Genomic DNA, 18838 nt, shown 5'->3' with positions numbered 1-18838 from the left:
GACGTAGGGCTCGGCCTTGGCGATGTCGGCCTTGTCGGGCGTGGCKAGGCTGTCGATGCCGCCCTTGTAGGCAAGGGTGCCATCAGCCTTGATGACGTACATGTGTGGTGTCGTCTGCGCGCCGTAGAGCTTGCCGAGCTCGCCCTTGGGGTCGAGCAGGGTCGCAGTGGGCGCTGCGCCGCGGTCGGCGTTGAGCTTCTGCGCGGTAGCACCGTCCACGAAGCCCTGTTGGCCGGGCGCGGAGGAGATCACCTGCAGCCAGACGACGCCCTGGGCCGCGGCGGCTTTCTGCTGGGTCTGCATATTGCCGGCGCCATAGTGCTTCCTGACATACGGGCAGTCGTGGTTGGTCCACTCCAGCACGACGGTCTTGCCCTTGTAGTCGGCCAGATTGACGGTCTTGCCGTCGGCCGTCGTGGCAGAAAAAGTCGGCGCGGGTGCATCGACATTGGCCGTGGCGTGGGCCAGTGCGGGAAGGATCAGGGCGGCGAGCAGGCTGCGGCGAAGCAAGGTCATGTCGAACTCCTGGAAGAAGCGGGGGGCGCGGAAATGGCCTCGACAGTCTCGACGACAAGGCCGGGGGTGAGGATCTGCGGCAGCACCTGGGCCTCGGCGGCGCCCGGTGCGTAGTAGAGGTAGAGGGGCACGCCGGAGCGGCCATGGGCTTTCAACACGGCGGTGATGTTCGGGTCCTCACGCGTCCAGTCACCCTTCAGATAGGCCACGCCGGCCTTGGCGAAGGCGTCCTTGACCTCGGGGCGCGACAGCGCGACGCGCTCGTTGACGAGGCAGGAGATGCACCAGGCCGCCGTCATGTTGACGAAGACGGGCTTGTTCTGAGCGCGCAGTTCGGCCAGGCGCCCGGCGCTGTAGGCCTCGATGGCARATCCCGGTGCGGCAGCATGAGCGTCGGCGGGTACGGGCCTGATCCAGTGAATGACGCTGAGCGCGAGCACGAAGCTGGCCACCATCGCCACGCCGCTGATGACGCCCTTGCCAGCGCGGTGCAGCCACAGCGCGAAGGCGATCAACACCAGGCCGCCCAGCGCCATCGCGACGCCGTCCGGCCCGGCCTGCTGGGCCAGCACCCACAGCAGCCAGACGACGGCCGCATACATCGGGAAGGCGAGGAACTGCTTGAACTTGTCCATCCACGCGCCGGGCCGCGGCAACCAGCGCTGCGCCGCGGGCCAGAAGGCCAGCAGCAGGAAGGGCAGCGCCAGGCCCAGGCCCAGTGCAAGGAAGACAGCCAGCAGCACCGCCGCCGGCTGGGACAACGCAAAGGCCAGGGCCGCGCCCATGAAGGGCGCCGTGCAGGGCGTGGCGACGACGGCCGCCAGCACACCGGTGAAGAAGCTGCCCGCCAGGCCCTGGCGCGCGGCCAGGTTGGAGCCCACACCGGTGAAGCTGCCGCCGAATTCGAAGAAGCCCGACAGGTTCAACCCGACCAAGAAGAGCAGATAGCTGACGATGAGGACGAACACCGGTGAATGGAACTGGAAGCCCCAGCCCACCTGCTGGCCGCCGGCGCGCAGCGCGATCAACACCGCCGCCAGCGCCGCGAAGCTGACGAGCACGCCGGCCGTGTAGGCCAGGCCCTCGGCCTTGTGGTTGCCTTCGCGCACCAGGGCCAGGGCCTTGATGGACAGCACCGGGAAGACGCAGGGCATCAGGTTCAGGATCAGGCCGCCAACCAGGGCCAGGGCCAGGGCAGGCAGCAGGCCGAGGTCGCTTTCCGGCGCGGGGGCGGGCGCTGCGGTTTCGGCCGCAGGGGCGTTGAGATCGGCCGGGCCGGGTCCCTTGCCGGCGCCTTCGGGCATGGGCGCTGAGACGGTCCAGGCCTGTTCGCCGGCCGCAGTCGTCAGCACGATGACACCGGACAACGGCTTGCCAGCGGGCAAGGGTTCGTCACCGGCAGGGATGTCCAGCACCCAGCCGGCTCCCTCGGCTCGGAACACCTGGGGGGCGCTGTGAGCGACGGCGCCCCAGGTGTCGGCAAAGAAATAGGCCTTGCTGATGGGCAGATTCAGGCCAGCCGCTGGGCCGCTGAGGCGCACACCTTGCGGCGCGGGCTTGAGCTGCACGGCGAAATTTGCCGGTTTGGGAATGGCGCCACGCCATTCTTCGATCTGGGCTGCGTCGGGGCCGGCCTTGGCCTCGGCCGCCACCGGCAGGTCCAGCCCGAGCGACACCTGCTCGGGAATGCAGACATCCTTGCAGACCAGCCACTTCACCTCGGCTGCCGGCTTGAAGCGGCTGCCGGGCTTGGCGTCGGCCGGCACCGTCAAGTCGACGAGCAGGGCCGCGCGGCCTTCGTAGCCGTAGTTGACGATGGGGCCGATGGCCTGGATGGCCGGCGTGGGCCACTGGATGGGCCCGGCCTGGGCGCCACTCCAGTCGATCGTCGTCGCCTGGCCGGAGTCGCCCGGGTTGAGCCAGTAGGTGTGCCAGTGCGACTTGATGTTCTGCTCGAGTGCCACCGTGAAGCGCTGGCCCGGCGCCACCGCGGCCTGGCTGGAGACGAGGCGGGCCTGCACATGCTCCGTGGACGCTTCGGGCGGTGCGGCAAAGGCCAGCAGCGGGGCGGCCAGCAGAGCCGGAAGGAGGGGGCGCAGGAACGAGAACATCCCGAAATCCTAGGCCATCCCGCTTTCACCCTGTCGTGACAGGCCTGCCTGAACAAATGCATCGAACGCGGCCCACAGCGGTGCGAAGCGTTCCGGCCCGCCTTCCAACAGGGCCAAGGCATGCAAACCGGCTTCCAGTGTTGACAGCTGGCCAGGGCGGTGGGCTCGGCGTATCGCATAGCGGCCGGGCTGCTCGGGCAAGCTCAGCCGCGGCAGCGCGGCCAGCCAGGCGTTGACTGCCAGCAGGCGGCGACTCTGGCGCCAATTGCCGTCCAGCAGGATGAGGCGATTCACTTCGGCTAACGTGCCCGGCTCGCCCTCGCCCGGGTAGAGCAGCGCCGTGCCGGGGCGGGCCAGTGCGGGGTCGAAAGCCTCGCCGCGCAGCAGGCACGCGGCTGGGCTCAGGCCGAGCGTCAGAAAGGCGGCGGTGTTCTTGGCATGGCCGGCCTCGGCCGGGTGCTGGAGGATGAGCAGTTCGGTGCGCACGGCCAGCGGCGCCGGCAGCGTGGCGCACAGGCAGGTGCAGGCCGGGCGCTCGCAGCGCGGGCAGACCGCGCGGGGCATGCGCCTCGGCTCAGTTCACCGGTGGCGACACGGAGTGCGGCGCGATGGTCGACACCGTGCTGTCGGCGCCGGCATCAGCGGCCGACTCCTCCTCGCCGTGGTGGCGGCGCGAGCGCGTGGTGGGCAAGCCGACCTGGCGCCTCTTGGCCAGCCGGCCGGCCAGCCAGACGCCGCCAACGACGCCGAAGATGTTGAAGGCACCGAACAGCGGCGCCGCACTGGACGACAGCAGCATGCTCTGCAGGGGCGCCGAGTAGGCGCGCGGCTTCAGCGCGAAGCTGAAGGCGCCGAAGATCAACCAGCCCGCCCAGGCCACGCCGACGCCGGACATCATCCACGCGACATAGGGGCGGTGCCGGCGGCGCTGCGGCCGCAGCGTCAGATAGCCCCAGATCAGCGCGGCAATGAAGAGCAGCAGCGCAATGGCGACGGCCTCGCCGAGCATGACCTGCAGGCTGTTGCGGCCACCCAGCTGGGCATAGACCTGGCGCGGCAGGCCGGTGCTGGCGTACTTCATGGCGGCGCCCGCGCCGAAGCAGTACAGCAGGAGGCCGGAGAAGAAGGCGATGGAGCGGCGGGCGGCTTTCATGGGGGCGCATTCTCGGCGCTGTCACGCCAGCAAATCCGGGAGGATTTCCCGTTCAGCCCAAAACAAAGCCCGCCGTCCGGTGCCGGGCGGCGGGCTGCGAAAGGAAGAGTCGCCGATTTCAGCGCTTGCGGTCCAGGCGCATGGCGCGGGCGAGGCCGCGGCGTTCGCCGCTGTAGAAACCGGTGTCGAAGGCCTCGTGCTTGCGGCCCTTTTCGACGGATTCCTCGGCGCTCCAGGCCACCTCGGAGAGGGGCAGGCGGCGCGGCGGGTGTTCAGTGCGGGGCTGGATCTTCATCATGGCTGTCTGGCCTTTTGAGGGCCGTCTCACGCCGAGTGGGGCGCGATTGGGAGGCACAACGCGGGCTGGTTGGGGGTGGTTGACAGGCCAAACACACTTCTTTGCACTTGTGGCCTGCGGTCACCGGCTATGCAGACAATGCCGCTTTTGAATCCAGGACTCCGCGATGACCGTCCAGCTGAAAAAGACCCTCCCGGCCAAGGCCACTCCCATCACCGTCGTGGACCGCGCGGCCTTCCAGGCCCTGGCCCCCGGCCTGCCACCGGCCACCCGCGCCTGGTTGGCGACCGTCGGCTTTGTGGGTGCGCCGGATAGCCACGCCCTGATTCCCGGCGCCGATGGCCGCCTGGCCCAGGTCTTTGCCGGCGTGGCCCACAGCGCCCACCCCTTTGCACTGAGCCACCTGCCGCTGACCCTGCCGGAAGGTGTCTACAAGCTGGATGACGCCGGCCTGGCCCTGCTGCCGGAGGGCGCGGCCATGTCCTGGGAGCTGGGCGGCTACCGCTTCGACCTCTACAAGCCAGCCAAGCGCGGGCCGGCCACATTGGTGCTGAAGGGCGGTGCTGACGCCGAACGCGGCCTGGCGCTGGCCGCGGCGATTTCGGCCACGCGCGATCTCGTCAACACGCCGGCCGAGCACATGGGCCCGGCCGAGCTGGCCGCCGCCGCCAAGGCCCTGGCCAAGCAATACGACGCGACCTATGCGGAAACCATCGGCGACGCCCTGCTGAAGAAGAACTTCCCCAGCATTCACGCCGTCGGCCGCGCGAGCACGCGCTCACCTCGCCTGATCGAGCTGAATTGGGGCAATCCCAAGCACCCCAAGCTGGCCCTGGTGGGCAAGGGCGTCTGCTTCGACACCGGCGGCCTCAACATCAAGCCCGGCGAAGGCATGCGCCAGATGAAGAAGGACATGGGCGGCGCGGCCAACGCGCTGGGCCTGGCCACCCTCATCATGGCCTTGAAGCTGCCGGTGCGTCTGCAGCTGCTGATCCCGGCGGTCGAGAACTCGATCTCGGGCAACGCCTACCGGCCCGGCGACGTCATCAAGACGCGCAAGGGCCTGCACATCGAGATCGGCAACACCGACGCCGAGGGCCGCGTCATCCTGTGCGACGCGCTGGCCTATGCCGCCGAGGGCAAGCCCGACCTCGTCATCGACCTGGCGACGCTGACGGGTGCCGCGCGCGTGGCCCTGGGCGCCCAGCTGCCGGCGCTGTTCGCCAAGCACATGGACACGGCCCGCGATCTGGTCGACCTGGGTTTGAAGCTCGACGACCCGCTCTGGCACATGCCGCTGTGGGCGCCGTATCACGCCGGCATCGAGAGCACGATCGGTGACATCGTCAACACGGGCAAGAGCCCGCTGGCCGGCGCCATCAACGCGGCGTTGTTCCTGGAAGACTTCCTGCCACCGCAGCAGGACTGGCTGCACGTCGACCTGTTCGCCTGGAACGACGCGCCTCGCGCCGGCCGGCCGGTGGGCGGCGAGGCGCAGACGATCCGCACCCTGCTCGCCTACCTGGAGCAGCGTTACTCGGGCGCCTGATCCTTGTCAGCCGGCTGCGGCTCCTGAACCGGGTTCGCCTTAGGAACCTGGGGCTTGGCCGCCTGGTCGCGACGCGGCTGATCGGGCTTCTTGCCCTGGCGCTGCGGCGGCCGGCCACCTTCGCGGCGGCCTTCTGCGCGACCCTCGGGGCGACCGCCGCCACCGGGGCGTCGGTCATCGCGGCGCGGCGGGGGCCCATCGCGGCGCACCTCCCGCGGCGGGGCAGGCGGCGCCTCGGCGCGCTCCTTGCGAGCGATCTCCAGCAGGCCCGGCAGCTCCTCAGCCACCACGCCCTTGAGCACGCAGAAGTTGGCCTCGGTCAGCGTCGTGCGCTCGAAGTCCCACAGCAGCTGGGCTCGGTTGCGGCGCTGCTGCGCCTCGAGCTGGTGGCGCTCCTGCTCCACCTGCTCACGCTCCTGCTTCAGGCCGCGGCGGCGGGTCAGCTCTTCCTTGGCGGCATTCAGATGCTCTTCCGTGATCTCACCGGCGGGGTTGCCGTCGAGGTCGAAGCGGCTCTTGGCCTGGGTCAGCGCGATCAGATAGCCGGTGCTGCCGGTGTGGCGGCGCAGGAAGGCGCTGAGCTGAGCCTTGCTGAACTTGCCCGGTGCGCGCTCCTGGATGTCGGCCTGCACGCGCAGCTTGACGGGCTTGGGCTTGCCGGTGAACAGGGCCGGGAACAGGGCCTTGAGCTCGGCAGTGGCGTCTACCGCCGGCGCAGCGGGCGAGCCAGCAGCAGCCGGCGCGGCGTCGGCGGAAACCTCGGACGCGCTCTCGATCTGGGGCGCGGCCTCGGGTGCGGCCGCCGGTGTGGCCTCAGGCGCAGGCACGGGTGCGGGCACAGCGGCTGCCGGTTCTTCGGACGGGGTGACGGGATCAGGAAGATCGGAATTCATCGCAAAGCCGTCGAAGCGGCAGCAAACAGGCAAGGGCCGGGATTGTCGGCCATCATGGGCTCCTGCACGCCATCCCATAGAAAGGCCAGCAAATGCACCTCGAAGGCTCATGCCATTGCGGCAGCGTGAAGTTCTCGGTCGAGGCCGACTCGCCCGTCCCTTTCATGCGCTGCTACTGCTCCATCTGCCGCAAGACGGCCGGCGCCGGCGGCTATGCGATCAACCTCGGCGCTCAGACGCACACGATGAAGGTCAAGGGCAAGCGGCATCTGCGCATCTACCGCGCCAAGCTGCCGAACAAGGAAAGCAAGGGCCGGCACAAGAGCAGCGGGCGGCGCTACTTCTGCATGAAGTGCGGCAGCGCGCTGTGGCTCTGGGACCCGACCTGGCCGGAGCTTGTGCACCCGCATGCCAGCGCCATCGACACGCCGTTGCCGACGCCACCCGAGCACGTGCATTGCATGGTGGGTTCCAAGGCGGATTGGGTCGAGGTGGAGGGCTCGCCGCGGGACCCACGCTTTGACGAGTACCCCGACATGTCACTGGCCGAGTGGCACAAGGCGCACTACAGGCCCTAGCCCAGCCCGCCGAAAACCTTTTTGAGGATGGCGCTGCCCGTACCAACCGGGTCCTGCCGGATCTTCTTCTCCTCCTCGCCAATGATGCGGTAGAGACCGTCCAGCGCCCTGGCCGTCACGTACTGCTGGATGTTGGCCTCGTCGCCCTTGACGAGGCCGAAGCCGCYGGCCTTCCTGGCGACGGCGTTGTACTTGTCGGCGAGAGACACCTTCTCGGTCGCCTTGGTCACGATGGGTAGGAACTGCTGGCCCAGCGGCTCGCGCGTCTTCACGGCGAAGAACTGCGTCACCGAGTCGTCACCACCCCTGAGGATCTTCAGCCCGTCCTCGACGCTCATGTCCTTCACCGCCTTGACGAGCAGCGGCTTGGCCGCCGGCACGGCGGCTTCGGCGGCGCGGTTCATCGCTGTGACGAGCTCGTCGAGCTTCCTGCCTTGCCCGGTGGCCTTCAGCAGCTTGGCGGCGTCCCTCAGATAACCCGGCAGCTCGATCTTGACGAGCGGGTTGCCGAGAAAGCCGTCGGGACGCCCCAGCAGCGACACCGCCGAATTGGCGCCGCGCTCCAGGGCCGCGCGGATGCCGGCGTTGGCATCACCCTCGCTGAGGTTCAGCGCCCAGGCCGGGCGCAGCAGGAACAGCGCGGGGGCACTGGCGATGACGAGGCGGCGTTGCATGGCGGGCTCCGGTGAGACGGAGCGCCATCTTGCCACCGGCTCAGGCGTGGGCGTGCTGCAGGCCGCGCTTGTGGCGGTACATGCGCTGGTCGGCCAGCTCGATGAGCCGGCCGAGATCCATCCCATCCTCGGGGAAGCAGGCCGTGCCCATGCTGGCACCGACCTGCAGCAGCCGACCTTCGAACTCGAAGCCGCCGTCGAGATGCGCCGCCAGCCGCTGCATCGTCGCCTCCAGGCCGCCGTCGGCCGCCAGCGGCCGCAGCAGCACGCCGAACTCGTCACCCCCAAGCCGCGCCGCCATGTCGGACTGGCGCAGGCCGCCAACCAGGCGGCGCGCGAACTCCAACAGCGCCGCGTCGCCGGCACGGTGACCGAAGCCGTCGTTGATCCGCTTGAGGCCGTTCATGTCCAGCATCATGACGGCCAGCGGCTGGCCGTCCCGCATGGCCTGGGCCAGCGAGGCATGCAGGCGATCCAGGAAGAGGGAGCGGTTGGGCAGGTCCGTCAGCCCGTCATGCGTCGCCTTGTGGAAGAGTTCGGCGGGCGCATAGCGGGTGGCGAAATACATGGCCGCGGCGACGAGCTGGGACACCAGCCCCAGCAGGGACAGATGCCGGTCAGCGAAATGACCCTCGCGTTTGGACATGGCCTTCAGCACGCCCACCGTCACGCCGTGATGACGCAGCGGCACGACGACCATGGCACGCAGGCCCAGGCGCTCGCAGGCGGCGCGGTCGCAGCGCGGATCGAGCAGTGCGTCGTCGCAGCGCAGCGCCCGCCCCTGGGCGACGCACAGGCCCGACAGGCTGTGACTGCGTTTGAGCCGCAGGCCCAGGCTGCCCTCCGCCATGCCGGCTGCCGCGCGGTAGACCATCTCGTCGCCCTCGGCCATCTCCAGGGCAGCGCCGTCCGCATCCACCAGGCTCAGGGTGCGTTTGACGACGCGGTCCAGCAGGCGCCCCAGGTCCAAGTCCAGGTCCAGCCCCAGTCCGGCCACCTCGGTCTGCAATGCGATGACCTCCAGCAGCTTGTCTCTGGTCGGCATCGATGTCTCCTCGACGCGCCGTCGCGCGACGATGCGCCTCTTCCACCCCGGGCGCTGCGGTGTCCCCCTCGAGTGGCCAGTGTCTCACCGGATATAAATGATGTCGACACCCGTTTGCACATCATCTATGCGTCAAGCGCGTACTAATGGAGTTCCGGATCCAGCCCTTGCCGGACCATCCCGGCTTTCGCTCAATGACGCACTCACTGCAGAGCCGACAGCCTCTCGGTCAGCAGCGCGAAGAAGCCGTCGGCATCGACATGGCGCAGCACCTGGGCGTTGGCAGCCAGGCCGGTGACGGCCCACCAGTCGATGACCGTCATGCCGCGCGTCAGCTCGCTCCGGGTCTCGACGCGCACATTGCAGTCCCGGCCGGTGAACAGCTCCGGCGCCAGCAGCCAGGCGATGACACAGGGGTCGTGCAGCGGGCCGCCGTCCTGGCCATATTTCTCCTCGTCAAAGCGCTCGAAGAATTCCATCCAGGCGGCCACCACGCCGCCAACGCGGTTGCCCAAGGCGCGGATGGCCTCGATGCGGGCCGCCGTCGTCAGCGCCTCGTGGGTGACGTCCAGCGGCGCCATCGTGATGGGCACGCCACTCGTGAACACCTCATGGGCCGCCTGCGGATCGACATAGATGTTGAACTCGGCGGCCGGCGTGACGTTGCCGCCCTCGAAGAAACCGCCGCCCATCAGCACGATGCGGCGGATGCGCGCCGCGATGTCGGGCGCCTGGCGCAGGGCCAGGGCGATATTCGTCAGTGGCCCCAGCGGGCACAGCGTCACGGTGCCGGCCTCGCGCTCGCGCAGGGTCTGGATGATGAAGTCGACCGCATGGCGCGGATCCAGCGCCAGCGTCGGCTCGGGCAGCTCGACGCCGTTCAGGCCGGTGTCGCCGTGCACATGCTCGGCGGTGACCAGGGGCACGTCCAGCGGCCTGTCGGCACCGGCGCAGATGGGCACGTCGCGCCGGCCGGCCAATTCCAAGACCTTGCGGGCGTTCAGTGTCGTCAGCGCCAGCGGCACATTGCCGGCTACCGTGGTCACGCCGAGCAGTTCCAGCTCCGGGCTGGCAGCGGCCAGCAGCAGGGCGATGGCGTCGTCCTGGCCCGGGTCGGTGTCAATGATGATGGCTTGGCTCATACGGATGCGGGTGGCGGTGCGAGATCGATGTCGATGGCGCCGAACAGGCTGTGCTGGCCGTCGGCGGACTTGAGGTCCAGGCGCAGACTGTCACCGGGCGCGAGCGGCAGCTCCAGCGCGCCCAGGGCCGAGCCGGCCAACTGCCCGGCGCGCAGCGCCCGCAAGCGGGCCAGACGCGCCAGTGCGTCACCGGGCAGGGCAGCCACGTCGCGCGGATCGAGCTTGGCGCCGTTGTGCAGGGCCACCAGGCGGGCCTGCAGACGGCCGGCGCCCCAGGCCTCGCCCAACTCATCAGGCGTGACGGCCAACGGCGCGCAGTGGGTGGCGATCAATTCGCCGTCCAGGCGCCAGTCCACGGCAAAAGTCAGCAGACGCATGGCATCAAGTGCCGAGGCGGCATCACTCGCTGCCGCCAGGTCGCCCGTGATGACGGCAAGGGCCGGCTCGCAGGCCGCCGGCGCCCTCAAAGGCTGATGCGCGCCATGGAACTGGCCAGCTTCGCGGCGCACGCCGCCTTCGGCGTCGACAACGGCCCAGCCATAAGCGCGTGGCAGAGGCGCGACACATTTCTCGGGTTCGAATGCGAAGGCGTGGCGCAGCTTGCCGTGGTTCAGCTGCACGGCCAGGTCTTCGAGCTGCGGCGACAGGAAGCCCCAGTCATCGAGGACCTGCTGCAAGCGCGTGGCGATGCCGGTGGCGTAATGCGCCTGGGTCTGGTCGCGCGACACGACGACGAGGTGGCCGTCGCGCGAGCCGTCGGCGTAGCTGGCGAGTTTCATGAGCGGGAGTTCAGGGTGATGGCAGCATTGTGCGATGCGCGCCGCCCTGCCCTTCCCCCGCGCCGCCACGGTTGCACTGGCGGCCAGCCTGCTCGCCCACGCGCTGCTGCTGGGCGGTGAGCGGGTGCGCGACGACAGCGCCGCTCGGCCGGCGCGGGCCGTCAGCATCGCGTTGTTGCAGCCGCCGACGCTGCCCATGGCCCTGCCCGAGCCCACCCCATCCACCCGGCCCTTGCCTCAGGCCCGCTCGCCTCGCGCCAGCGCCAGGCCACCGATGCCCGCCGTTGAAGCCCCCATCGCCGCCCCCGAGGCCCCGCCGCTGCGCCTGGCCGGCCCAGCCGCCTGGCACTACCGCCTTCGCCAAAGCGGCCAGGACGGCGAGGCGCTGCTGGACTGGCGCCCCGAAGCCGATGGCCGCTACAGCCTGCGCCTGACCCGGCGCGTTGGCGAGCGCGCGCTGCCGGCCCTGGAAAGCCTGGGCCATACCGGCAGTGCGGGCCTGGCCCCCGAACGCTTCGCGCTGCAGCGCGGCGGTCAGGACCGCCAGGCCATCAACTTCGATGCCGAAGGGCGGCGTGTCAGCTTCTCGGCCAACCCGGCCCAGCTCGAACTGCCCGAGGGCGCGCAGGACCGCCTGTCCTGGTGGCTGCAACTCGCCGCCTTGGTGCAGGCCGCCCCGACACCGGGTGGGCGCTGGCGTGTCTGGGTGGCCGGATTGCGCGGCGAACTGCGGGAATGGACCTTCGAGACCGTGGATGCGACGCCTGAAGACGCCGGCAGCCTGCATCTGCGACGCCTGCCGCTGGGTGAGCGAGACCCTGGCGTGGAGCTGTGGCTGGACCCCAACCGCGGCTACTGGCCGGTCCGCCTGCGCCAGGGCGACCCCGAAACGCGCGGTTTCGAGATCCGTCTGTCCGACGTGAACTCCTGACGCTTCCTACACGTTGTCAGCGCATGGGATGACCCGAACAGCAGGGCGTTCTGCCAGTATCTGAACCAAGCGGGGCTTGAAACACCAGGCCTCACCCGCAGCTGAAGCCCTGAGGAGAACTCCATGCACATGCTTTACAACTCCGACAGCTTCATCGTCGTCCAGTTCGACGTCCCACACGCCGAGCTCCAGGCGGTGGAGGCCGGCCCGCAGCTGAACCGAGGCGGTTTTGAGATCGTCGACAAGTTCGCCCGCAAGGAAATCTTCATCGAAGGCGCCCTGGCCGAATCCTTCCAGCAAGGCGTGCAGGCCCTCATCGACGATGGCGAGCCTTCCGAGGACGAACTGGACGCCTTCATCGAGCGCTATGCCGTGATGGGCCAGCAACCGGTCGTGATGCACTGAACGTTTAGGGGGCCGATCTGACGTTGCTCTGCCGCCAAGCCTGATACAAGATGGGTCCGCGCCGCCGCTGCAGGCTGCGCAAGGAGCCCATCGAATGGTGAAGCGAGTCGCCGCTGAGACAGCCGCCCGGGCATCTGCCCGCTTGCTGCCCTCGCCCGGCCTGGACAGCGCTCCGGTGCTGGACCGCATGTGCTCGCAGTTCGTGCTGACGCTGACCGTCAGGCACGCCGGCCGCTTCAACCTGCGGCGCGACTTCAACGGCCTGCTGTCCTTCACGGGCCGCCATCTCGTCTGGCCCACGCGTGTGCTGCAAAGGCTGCGCGGCTATCTGGGCCAGCGCTGCGCCGGCAACGAGTTGTGGCGCGGCCACGATGCGCTGAGTGACGAAGCCTTCCTCGACCGCTTCGGCCAATGGAGCGGCCCCTTCTCGGAAGCCACACTGTTCTTCTACCTAGACGAATACGTCAAGGATGCGCCCAAGGACATGATGGCCCTGCTGGCCACCACCTGCGAGTACCTGGACCGCCAGCTCAAGCGCGAGTCGACGCTGGTCGAGAAGAACATCGCCGCTTTGGGCACGCTGCTGCAGTTGAACCCTGCCGAGCGGGCCATCCTGCTCTACGGCACCCTCGCCCGCTACCAGCGTGAGCTGCGCGGGGCGCTGGTCGAGTTCAAGGTCAACACCGCGCAGGAAGCCTTCGCGGCAATCGCCGCCGTTGCCGGCGTGGACGAACGCGAGGTCGCCGAGGCGCTGCGCGCCGGTTCACGCCTCGAGCGCATCGGCATGGTCGAGAACCTGATCTCCGAGCACAACATCACCGACCTGGCCGACCTGATGAAAGTCAGCGACCAGCTGCCGCCGGTGCTGATGCGCGAATACCAGGGCCCGCATGATCTGATGGCCGTCTTCACGCGGCCCGCCACGCTGAGCACGCTGGGCGCCAGCGATTTCCAGTTCGTCAGCGACGACCTGGGCTTGCTGCAAGGCCTGTTGCGCCAGGCCGTCACCACGCACGCGACCGGCGTCAACGTGCTGCTGTACGGTCCGCCGGGCACGGGCAAGACGGAGCTGGCCAAGGTGGCTGCCGCAGCTGCGGGGCTGGATCTGTACGAGGTCGAGTATGCCGACCGCGATGGCAACTCACTGTCGGGCCGCGACCGCTACCGTTCGCTGCAGATCAGCCAGGTCTTCCTGAAGGCCAGCGCCAATGTGGCCCTGCTGTTCGATGAGGTCGAGGACGTCTTCCCGCCGCTGTCCAGCGACACCGCCTCGCTGCTGAACCGGCTGGACGCCAGCGGCGAAGGCGGGGTCGGCAACTCGGTCAGCGGCAAGGCCTGGGTCAATCAGATCCTGGAAACCAATCCGGTGCCCGTCATCTGGGTCACCAACCGCATCGAGCAGATCGACCCGGCCTTCCGGCGCCGCTTCCAGTACCACCTGGAGCTGAAGTCGCCGCCGCCCGGCGCCCGCAAGGGGCTGGTGGCCAAGGCGCTGGGTGAAGTGCCCGTCAGCGAAGGCTTCATCGCCAAGCTGGCCGAGCGCCCGGGCCTGACGCCCGCGCAGATCCGCACTGCCGTGCGCTTCGCCCAGTTGGCCGGTTCGGCCGACGACGCCGAGAAACTGATCGAGCGCCAGCTGCTGAACGCCGACAAGGCCCTGGGCCGCGACGACGGCAGCAGCATGGCCCGGCCCTGCGTCACCAGCTATGCGCTGGATCTGCTGAACTGCGAAAGCCGCTTCGAGATCCCGCGCATCGTCGAGGCATTGCGCCGCAAGGGCGCGGGTCAACTCTGCTTCTACGGGCCACCCGGCAGCGGCAAGACCGCCCTGGCTGAACACATCGCCCAGGCCCTGGGCCGGCCGCTGATGGTGCGCCGTGCCAGCGACATCGCCAGCAAGTTCGTCGGCGAGACCGAGCAGAACATGGCGCGCATGTTCGAAACGGCCCAGACCGAAGGCGCCGTGCTGCTGCTGGATGAAGCCGACAGTTTCCTGCGCAGCCGCAAGCATGCCGAGCGCAACTACGAGGTGTCGGAGGTCAACGAGATGCTGGCCGGCATGGAGCGCTTCAGCGGCCTCTTCATCTGCACGACCAACCTCTTCGACGACCTCGACGAGGCGGCGCTGCGGCGCTTCGCGTTCAAGATCCGCTTCAAGGCGCTCAAGCCCGAACAGCGCGTGGCGATGTTCGAGCGCGAGGCGGGCGCCGCCCCGGCCGATGAGCAGCGCTCACGGCTTGTGGCGATGGATTGCCTGACGCATGGCGACTTCGCGGCCGTGCGCAACCAGGTCGAGATCCTTGGCGAGGCCTTCACGCCGGATGAGTTTTTGGCTCAACTGGAGGCGGAGCATCGAGCGAAGCCTGAAGTCCGCGAACGCAGAGGCATCGGGTTCAGAGCGGCTTGAAGTAGTAGGTCGTCGAGCAGAACGGCCCTTCCGGCATCAATGCGTAGTTCGGAATGTCGCCCGCTCGCTGCCAACCCGTTCTCTCATAGACCCGCGAAGCATCGCTGCCGGTGACGGTGTCCAGCACCAGCGTCGTCTTGCCCAACTCACGAGCCTTTACCTCCAGCGCCCGCAGCAGGTGTTCGGCCACACCCTGCCGGCGCGCGCTGCGATGAACCAACATCTTGGACACGTCGGCCCTGTGCGGCTGGTTGTCGGGCATGTCGACGACGAGAGACAGCGTGCCGCACGCCCGCCCGGCGTCATCCAGCGCCACGAACAGGTGCCACTTGCCGTCAGCCACCTGCCCTGCCACGCCTTGCCAGAACACCCGAGCACGTTCGGTCGACAGGTCGGCCATAAAGCCCACTGAGGCGCCACCCGCCACGCAGTCGAGCAGCACAACGGCCAGTTCGTCCATGCGCGCCTCGGCCTGCGCCGCATCCAGTTCTTTGATCGTGACGGCCATGTCTAGTTCCTTGCCAAAACACACCGCCGCCGCGTTGCCTGCGTAGCGGCCGAAGTTGTCGATGCGCCGGTAGCCATGCCGCTCGTAGAACGACACGGCGCGGGTGTTCACGGCGCGTGTTTCCAGCCACAGGGCGCGGTAGCCCAAGTGCCTCGCAGATGACTCCAAATGAGTCAGCAACGCCGCGCCGACACCGTGCGAGCCGGGGCGGGCGTACATGCGCTTGAGTTCCGCCACACCATCTTGCAGCGGTCGCAGGGCGCCGCAACCCAGCGCCGCGCCGGCCTCGTCCTGTGCGATGACGAAACGGCTGCGCGGCCCGCGCACGTCGTCGGCCGCGAAACCGCTGCGCCCGCTGTCGCCGGTGATCGCCTGCAGTGCAGCGGACAACTCGTCCAGCAGCAAGCGCGCGTCAGTGTGGTCCGGAGCGACAGTGACGAGGTTCAGCGCCATGACTTGGCCCCGCTCAAGGCCACGAGGTAACGCGCCGGCTTGGTTCCAGGATTGTGGAAACGGATGGGCGCATCCAGCCGCATCGCCAGGCAGTCGCCCGGGTTCAGCTGCCACTGCTCGCTGCCGTGGCCGATCTCCATGGCGCCATCGATCATCCAGACGAGCTGGTGGATGTCGGCATCACGCTCCGAGGTTTCGAAGGAGACGCGCTGGCCGGCCGGGAAGATGACGTCCACCAGTTGCAGTGGCGACACGCCGGCGGGCGACACATTGCGGCGGCGGTAACCCGAGGCCGGGTCGTCCCAGACGGGTTGCTCGGCTACACGCGCCAGCGGCGAGGGTGTGGTCGGTGCCGGACCAGCCTCGAACATCGACGCGACGCTGACGCCGAGCGCCGACGAAAGCTTGTCGAGCACCACGGCCGTCGGGCTGCTCTGGCCGCGCTCGATCAGCGAGATGTTGGAGCGGCTGACGCCACTCTTGTTGGCCAGTGCGTCGAGCGACAGGCCGGCAGCCGAGCGCAGTTCGTGCAGGCGATGGCCGATGCGTTGCGTGATATCCATTCATCCAGTTTACTGGAATTTGTTTTCCATCAAAATGGAATTGCACGTTCAACGACGCGGCGCCAGGCCGGATCGGGCCAGCGGCGGCCAAGGCGCCAGGCGGCGTGGGTGAGCTTGATGGCATGGGCATCGTCCTGTTCGCAGGCCGCCGCGATCAGCGCCGGCCAGGGGCGGCTGGGTGGGCGGTCGAGCATCAGCGCCGGCTCGGCGCCGCTGGCCAGCAGGCCGGCAGCAGCGGCGACGCTGAAGCCCCGCGCCAGCTGGGGCGCCGGCCACCAGGGCTCCAGCACCACCATCGCGTGGCTGGCCGTCAGCAGATGCAGCACGGTGAAGTTGCCGGTCGCCGCATAGGTGCGGGCCGCCAGCAGCGCCAGGTCGCGCAGTGCGTCCGGCCCATGGCGCAGCCGCCCGGCGACTGCGGCGAAATCCGGCGATTCGCCCCAGGCCTGCATGCGGCCGTGGATCAGCGCACCTGCCGGGTAGGCCGGACGCGACAGCTTGCTCAGCGCCGGCAGCCAATCGGCCAGTTCCAGCGGCGGGCCGTCGGCCGTGGTCGGCAGCGGCAGGAAGTGGGCCGCCCAGTGCGCAAGGCCAGCGGCCAGCTCGCCCTCGTGGCCGGCCAGCACCGCATGGCCGGTGCGGATCAGGCCATGGAAGGCGATGGCACCGACACCAGGCAGCAGCAGGGACAGAGCCTTGCGCAACGTGCCGGCCGCACCGATCTCCGCAATGCGCGCCGCGAAGTGAGCATGCCAGGCGGTCTCGCTGTCGGGTCGGCCCAGGTCGCGCTCGACCGTGACGCTGCCCGGGCGAGCAGCGACGCGTGGTTCGAGGTGGACTTCGTAGCTTTCGGTCCAGGCCTGCAGCCGCGCCGCCGAGGCGCCCAGCTCCAGCAAGGCCTGCTGGGCCATGGGCAGGTGGTTGCTCAGTCGGCCCCGGTAGGTGGGCGCCAGCGCCGCACCGGCGTCGAGCAGATGGTGCAACTGGGCCAGCGTGGCGGGCGCGGGCAAGGCGGTCTTGGTCAGCATGGCGGCTCTTGGCTGTGGGAACATGGCGCCATGCTCGAAGTTCAAGTGGACTTGAAGTCAAGCGCCATGGAGTCCGCCGCACCGCTGACCATCGGCCAGTTGGCCAAGCGTGCCGGCGTGGCGGCCAGCGCACTGCGCTTCTACGAGGCCGAGGGCCTGATCGCTGGCGGCCGCAGCGCTGGCGGGCACCGGCAATACCCGCGCCACGTGCTACGCCGGGTGGCCTTCATCCGCGCAGCCCAGGTGGTGGGGCTGACGCTGCCGCAGATCAAGGCGGCGCTGGCCACCCTGCCCCAGGGCCGCACGCCCACCAAGGCGGATTGGACGCGGCTGTCGGCCGGCTGGGCGCCGTTGCTGGACGAACGCATTGCGGCCCTGCAGCAGCTGCGTGAGCGGCTGACGGGCTGCATCGGCTGCGGCTGCCTGTCGCTGAAGGCCTGTGCCCTTTACAACCCTCAGGACGTCAAGCGCAGTGAGGGTGCCGGAGCGAGGCTTCTGCGCATCGAAACCGCGACTTGACCCCTTGGCGACGGCGGGTGAGCACTTCCCGGCGAAAATACCCGGGTTAACCCGCCAAACCGTCCGCCCAACCGTCCGCAAGAACGACCGCCATGAGTGCCTTCCACGAAGAGACCGTCCTGACCGTCCACCACTGGACCGACCGCCTGTTCAGCTTCACGACGACGCGCGACCAGGCCCTGCGTTTTTCCAATGGCCACTTCACGATGATCGGCCTCAAGACCGAGACGGGCAAACCGCTGCTGCGCGCCTACAGCATCGTCAGCGCCAACTATGAAGAGCAGCTGGAATTCCTCAGCATCAAGGTGCCGGACGGCCCGCTGACCTCCAAGCTGCAGCACATCAAACCAGGCGACAAGATCATCGTCGGCCGCAAGCCCACGGGCACGCTGCTGATCGACTATCTGCTGCCGGGCAAGAACCTCTATCTGCTGGGCAGCGGCACGGGCCTGGCACCCTTCATCAGTGTCGCGCGCGACCCCGAGACCTATGAGCGCTTCGAGAAGGTCGTCGTCGTGCACGGCGTGCGCCATGTGAACGAGCTGGCCTATCACGACCACCTCACGGTCGACCTGCACCAGCACGAATTCCTCGGCGAATTCGCTGCCGAGCAGCTGCTGTACTACCCGACGGTCACGCGCGAGCCCTTCAAGAACATGGGCCGCATCACCGACCTGATCCAGACCGGCAAGCTGCAGGCCGACCTGGGCCTGCCGCCGCTTGATCCCGAGACCGACCGCATCATGCTGTGCGGCAGCCCCGCGCTGCTGAAGGACATGCAGGAGATGCTGGAGATCCGCGGCTTCAAGGAAGGCAGCACGACGACGCCGGGCGACTACGTCATCGAGCGCGCTTTCGTCGAGAAGTAGGGCGCCCCTCGCCCGGTCTTGCCCAGCTGTACGCGGGCAAGCCCAGTCGGTCCCCCGAGGGGTCGGCGATGCAAGCGGCATTGAGCCGCTTGCACATCGCCTGCGGGCCGGCTTGGGAGCGGCCCGGCGCTCGGCCCACAGGAAAACGCAGACGCCTCCTCGAAGGCGCCTACATTCCCTTGAACAAGTGGGTGTAGCTGCGGCTGACTTCGAGCTTCTCGGTCAGACCGCGCACCCCCACCAACTGGCGGCCGCGGAAGTCGCGGGTGATGCCGTCGATGGCGCGCGCATTCACAAGCGTGGAGCGGTGGATCTGCCAGAAGACCTGCGGGTCCAGCTCGTCCACCAGCTCCTTGATGGGCTTGCGGATCAGGGCCTCGACCTTGGCTGTCTGCACCCGGGTGTACTTCTCGTCGC

The 18838-nt window shown here is 68.8% G+C and carries 21 protein-coding genes and 1 pseudogene; 7 read left to right on the top strand and 15 right to left on the bottom strand.

Annotated features, from left to right (window positions below; all coding sequences use genetic code 11):
* From AC1DU6_RS05515 to AC1DU6_RS05495, 5 genes are all read right to left on the bottom strand, one after another.
* The coding region (locus tag AC1DU6_RS05515; RefSeq protein ID WP_477856265.1) for a redoxin domain-containing protein at positions 1 to 516 on the bottom strand (516 nt) is incomplete at its 3' end.
* The gene (locus tag AC1DU6_RS05510) at positions 513 to 2627 is read right to left on the bottom strand and encodes a protein-disulfide reductase DsbD family protein (RefSeq protein ID WP_477856264.1); all 2115 of its coding nucleotides are present in this window, start codon (positions 2625 to 2627) and stop codon (positions 513 to 515) included. The genes AC1DU6_RS05515 and AC1DU6_RS05510, both read right to left, overlap by 4 nt.
* A 9-nt stretch (positions 2628 to 2636) precedes the next feature.
* Positions 2637 to 3191 (bottom strand): tRNA-uridine aminocarboxypropyltransferase, encoded by a 555-nt coding sequence (locus AC1DU6_RS05505; protein ID WP_477856263.1) that lies wholly within the window; start codon positions 3189 to 3191, stop codon positions 2637 to 2639.
* Between the two features lie 10 nt (positions 3192 to 3201).
* On the bottom strand, positions 3202 to 3780 hold the full coding sequence (locus AC1DU6_RS05500) for a hypothetical protein (RefSeq protein ID WP_056191818.1): 579 nt from the start codon (positions 3778 to 3780) through the stop codon (positions 3202 to 3204).
* A 118-nt stretch (positions 3781 to 3898) separates the two neighbouring features.
* Positions 3899 to 4078, bottom strand: a complete 180-nt coding sequence (locus tag AC1DU6_RS05495; protein WP_056191816.1) for a hypothetical protein — start codon at positions 4076 to 4078, stop codon at positions 3899 to 3901.
* A gap of 166 nt (positions 4079 to 4244) precedes the next feature.
* On the opposite strand from AC1DU6_RS05495, the gene AC1DU6_RS05490 reads away from it, so the two are divergent.
* Complete coding sequence (locus AC1DU6_RS05490) at positions 4245 to 5627, top strand: leucyl aminopeptidase family protein (protein ID WP_477856262.1); 1383 nt, start codon at positions 4245 to 4247, stop codon at positions 5625 to 5627.
* Here AC1DU6_RS05490 and AC1DU6_RS05485 read toward each other — a convergent pair.
* The gene (locus AC1DU6_RS05485) at positions 5612 to 6520 is read right to left on the bottom strand and encodes a ProQ/FINO family protein (protein ID WP_457319899.1); all 909 of its coding nucleotides are present in this window, start codon (positions 6518 to 6520) and stop codon (positions 5612 to 5614) included. The genes AC1DU6_RS05490 and AC1DU6_RS05485 overlap by 16 nt on opposite strands.
* Positions 6521 to 6612: 92 nt before the next feature.
* Between AC1DU6_RS05485 and AC1DU6_RS05480 the strand changes: the two genes are divergently transcribed.
* Entirely contained in the window at positions 6613 to 7098 is a 486-nt protein-coding gene (locus tag AC1DU6_RS05480; RefSeq protein ID WP_457319897.1) for a GFA family protein, read from the top strand.
* On the opposite strand, the gene AC1DU6_RS05475 is transcribed toward AC1DU6_RS05480, so the two are convergent.
* The 4 genes from AC1DU6_RS05475 to AC1DU6_RS05460 form a co-directional block, all read right to left on the bottom strand.
* Positions 7095 to 7772, bottom strand: a complete 678-nt coding sequence (locus AC1DU6_RS05475) for a DUF4197 domain-containing protein (RefSeq protein ID WP_477856261.1) — start codon at positions 7770 to 7772, stop codon at positions 7095 to 7097. The two genes, AC1DU6_RS05480 and AC1DU6_RS05475, sit on opposite strands and share 4 nt — an antisense overlap.
* A 40-nt stretch (positions 7773 to 7812) precedes the next feature.
* Positions 7813 to 8817 (bottom strand): sensor domain-containing diguanylate cyclase, encoded by a 1005-nt coding sequence (locus AC1DU6_RS05470; protein WP_056191807.1) that lies wholly within the window; start codon positions 8815 to 8817, stop codon positions 7813 to 7815.
* Between the two features lie 203 nt (positions 8818 to 9020).
* The gene (locus AC1DU6_RS05465) at positions 9021 to 9959 is read right to left on the bottom strand and encodes a nucleoside hydrolase (protein WP_457319894.1); all 939 of its coding nucleotides are present in this window, start codon (positions 9957 to 9959) and stop codon (positions 9021 to 9023) included.
* Positions 9956 to 10738: a fumarylacetoacetate hydrolase family protein gene (locus AC1DU6_RS05460; protein ID WP_457319892.1), complete on the bottom strand. Its 783-nt coding sequence runs from the start codon at positions 10736 to 10738 to the stop codon at positions 9956 to 9958. Before AC1DU6_RS05460 ends, AC1DU6_RS05465 begins: the two co-directional genes overlap by 4 nt.
* A 34-nt stretch (positions 10739 to 10772) precedes the next feature.
* Here AC1DU6_RS05460 and AC1DU6_RS05455 point away from each other — a divergent pair, with 34 nt between their 5' ends.
* From AC1DU6_RS05455 to AC1DU6_RS05445, 3 genes are all read left to right on the top strand, one after another.
* The gene (locus tag AC1DU6_RS05455) at positions 10773 to 11669 is read left to right on the top strand and encodes a hypothetical protein (RefSeq protein WP_457319890.1); all 897 of its coding nucleotides are present in this window, start codon (positions 10773 to 10775) and stop codon (positions 11667 to 11669) included.
* 123 nt (positions 11670 to 11792) lie between these two features.
* Positions 11793 to 12074 (top strand): BTH_I0359 family protein, encoded by a 282-nt coding sequence (locus AC1DU6_RS05450; RefSeq protein ID WP_056191800.1) that lies wholly within the window; start codon positions 11793 to 11795, stop codon positions 12072 to 12074.
* 94 nt (positions 12075 to 12168) lie between these two features.
* Positions 12169 to 14481 carry an ATP-binding protein gene (locus tag AC1DU6_RS05445; protein WP_477856260.1) on the top strand — a complete coding sequence of 771 codons (2313 nt, stop codon included), beginning with the start codon at positions 12169 to 12171 and terminating at the stop codon, positions 14479 to 14481.
* Here AC1DU6_RS05445 and AC1DU6_RS05440 read toward each other — a convergent pair.
* The 4 genes and pseudogenes from AC1DU6_RS05440 to AC1DU6_RS05425 form a co-directional block, all read right to left on the bottom strand.
* The gene (locus tag AC1DU6_RS05440) at positions 14468 to 14989 is read right to left on the bottom strand and encodes a GNAT family N-acetyltransferase (RefSeq protein WP_457322857.1); all 522 of its coding nucleotides are present in this window, start codon (positions 14987 to 14989) and stop codon (positions 14468 to 14470) included. The two genes, AC1DU6_RS05445 and AC1DU6_RS05440, sit on opposite strands and share 14 nt — an antisense overlap.
* A gap of 78 nt (positions 14990 to 15067) precedes the next feature.
* Positions 15068 to 15442: pseudogene (locus AC1DU6_RS05435) on the bottom strand (GNAT family N-acetyltransferase); the annotation flags it as partial.
* Positions 15433 to 16005 (bottom strand): helix-turn-helix domain-containing protein, encoded by a 573-nt coding sequence (locus AC1DU6_RS05430; protein WP_457322847.1) that lies wholly within the window; start codon positions 16003 to 16005, stop codon positions 15433 to 15435. The pseudogene AC1DU6_RS05435 and the gene AC1DU6_RS05430, both read right to left, overlap by 10 nt.
* Before the next feature lie 29 nt (positions 16006 to 16034).
* Positions 16035 to 17033, bottom strand: coding sequence for a questin oxidase family protein (locus AC1DU6_RS05425; protein ID WP_457322848.1), 999 nt, complete (start codon positions 17031 to 17033; stop codon positions 16035 to 16037).
* A gap of 30 nt (positions 17034 to 17063) precedes the next feature.
* Between AC1DU6_RS05425 and soxR the strand changes: the two genes are divergently transcribed.
* Positions 17064 to 17552: a redox-sensitive transcriptional activator SoxR gene (soxR, locus tag AC1DU6_RS05420; protein WP_235531787.1), complete on the top strand. Its 489-nt coding sequence runs from the start codon at positions 17064 to 17066 to the stop codon at positions 17550 to 17552.
* A 92-nt stretch (positions 17553 to 17644) separates the two neighbouring features.
* Positions 17645 to 18421 carry a ferredoxin--NADP reductase gene (locus AC1DU6_RS05415; protein WP_457322849.1) on the top strand — a complete coding sequence of 259 codons (777 nt, stop codon included), beginning with the start codon at positions 17645 to 17647 and terminating at the stop codon, positions 18419 to 18421.
* Positions 18422 to 18590: 169 nt separating this feature from the next.
* Here the strand turns inward: AC1DU6_RS05415 and AC1DU6_RS05410 are convergent.
* Positions 18591 to 18838: LytTR family DNA-binding domain-containing protein (locus AC1DU6_RS05410; RefSeq protein WP_477856259.1), on the bottom strand; the 248-nt coding region annotated here is incomplete at its 5' end.

The organism is Roseateles sp. P5_B10 (genome assembly GCF_056400485.1).
This window is presented reverse-complemented; position numbering and strand designations above follow the sequence as displayed.

Bases quoted from the DNA above. Each gene is read 5' to 3' on its own strand.
- AC1DU6_RS05505 (WP_477856263.1), bottom strand. From the start codon at position 3,191: ATGCCCCGCGCGGTCTGCCCGCGCTGCGAGCGCCCGGCCTGCACCTGC.
- AC1DU6_RS05500 (WP_056191818.1), bottom strand. From the start codon at position 3,780: ATGAAAGCCGCCCGCCGCTCCATCGCCTTCTTCTCCGGCCTCCTGCTG.
- AC1DU6_RS05495 (WP_056191816.1), bottom strand. From the start codon at position 4,078: ATGATGAAGATCCAGCCCCGCACTGAACACCCGCCGCGCCGCCTGCCC.
- AC1DU6_RS05490 (WP_477856262.1), top strand. From the start codon at position 4,245: ATGACCGTCCAGCTGAAAAAGACCCTCCCGGCCAAGGCCACTCCCATC.
- AC1DU6_RS05485 (WP_457319899.1), bottom strand. From the start codon at position 6,520: ATGAATTCCGATCTTCCTGATCCCGTCACCCCGTCCGAAGAACCGGCA.
- AC1DU6_RS05480 (WP_457319897.1), top strand. From the start codon at position 6,613: ATGCACCTCGAAGGCTCATGCCATTGCGGCAGCGTGAAGTTCTCGGTC.
- AC1DU6_RS05470 (WP_056191807.1), bottom strand. From the start codon at position 8,817: ATGCCGACCAGAGACAAGCTGCTGGAGGTCATCGCATTGCAGACCGAG.
- AC1DU6_RS05465 (WP_457319894.1), bottom strand. From the start codon at position 9,959: ATGAGCCAAGCCATCATCATTGACACCGACCCGGGCCAGGACGACGCC.
- AC1DU6_RS05460 (WP_457319892.1), bottom strand. From the start codon at position 10,738: ATGAAACTCGCCAGCTACGCCGACGGCTCGCGCGACGGCCACCTCGTC.
- AC1DU6_RS05455 (WP_457319890.1), top strand. From the start codon at position 10,773: ATGCGCGCCGCCCTGCCCTTCCCCCGCGCCGCCACGGTTGCACTGGCG.
- AC1DU6_RS05450 (WP_056191800.1), top strand. From the start codon at position 11,793: ATGCACATGCTTTACAACTCCGACAGCTTCATCGTCGTCCAGTTCGAC.
- AC1DU6_RS05445 (WP_477856260.1), top strand. From the start codon at position 12,169: ATGGTGAAGCGAGTCGCCGCTGAGACAGCCGCCCGGGCATCTGCCCGC.
- AC1DU6_RS05440 (WP_457322857.1), bottom strand. From the start codon at position 14,989: ATGGCCGTCACGATCAAAGAACTGGATGCGGCGCAGGCCGAGGCGCGC.
- AC1DU6_RS05430 (WP_457322847.1), bottom strand. From the start codon at position 16,005: ATGGATATCACGCAACGCATCGGCCATCGCCTGCACGAACTGCGCTCG.
- AC1DU6_RS05425 (WP_457322848.1), bottom strand. From the start codon at position 17,033: ATGCTGACCAAGACCGCCTTGCCCGCGCCCGCCACGCTGGCCCAGTTG.
- soxR (WP_235531787.1), top strand. From the start codon at position 17,064: ATGCTCGAAGTTCAAGTGGACTTGAAGTCAAGCGCCATGGAGTCCGCC.
- AC1DU6_RS05415 (WP_457322849.1), top strand. From the start codon at position 17,645: ATGAGTGCCTTCCACGAAGAGACCGTCCTGACCGTCCACCACTGGACC.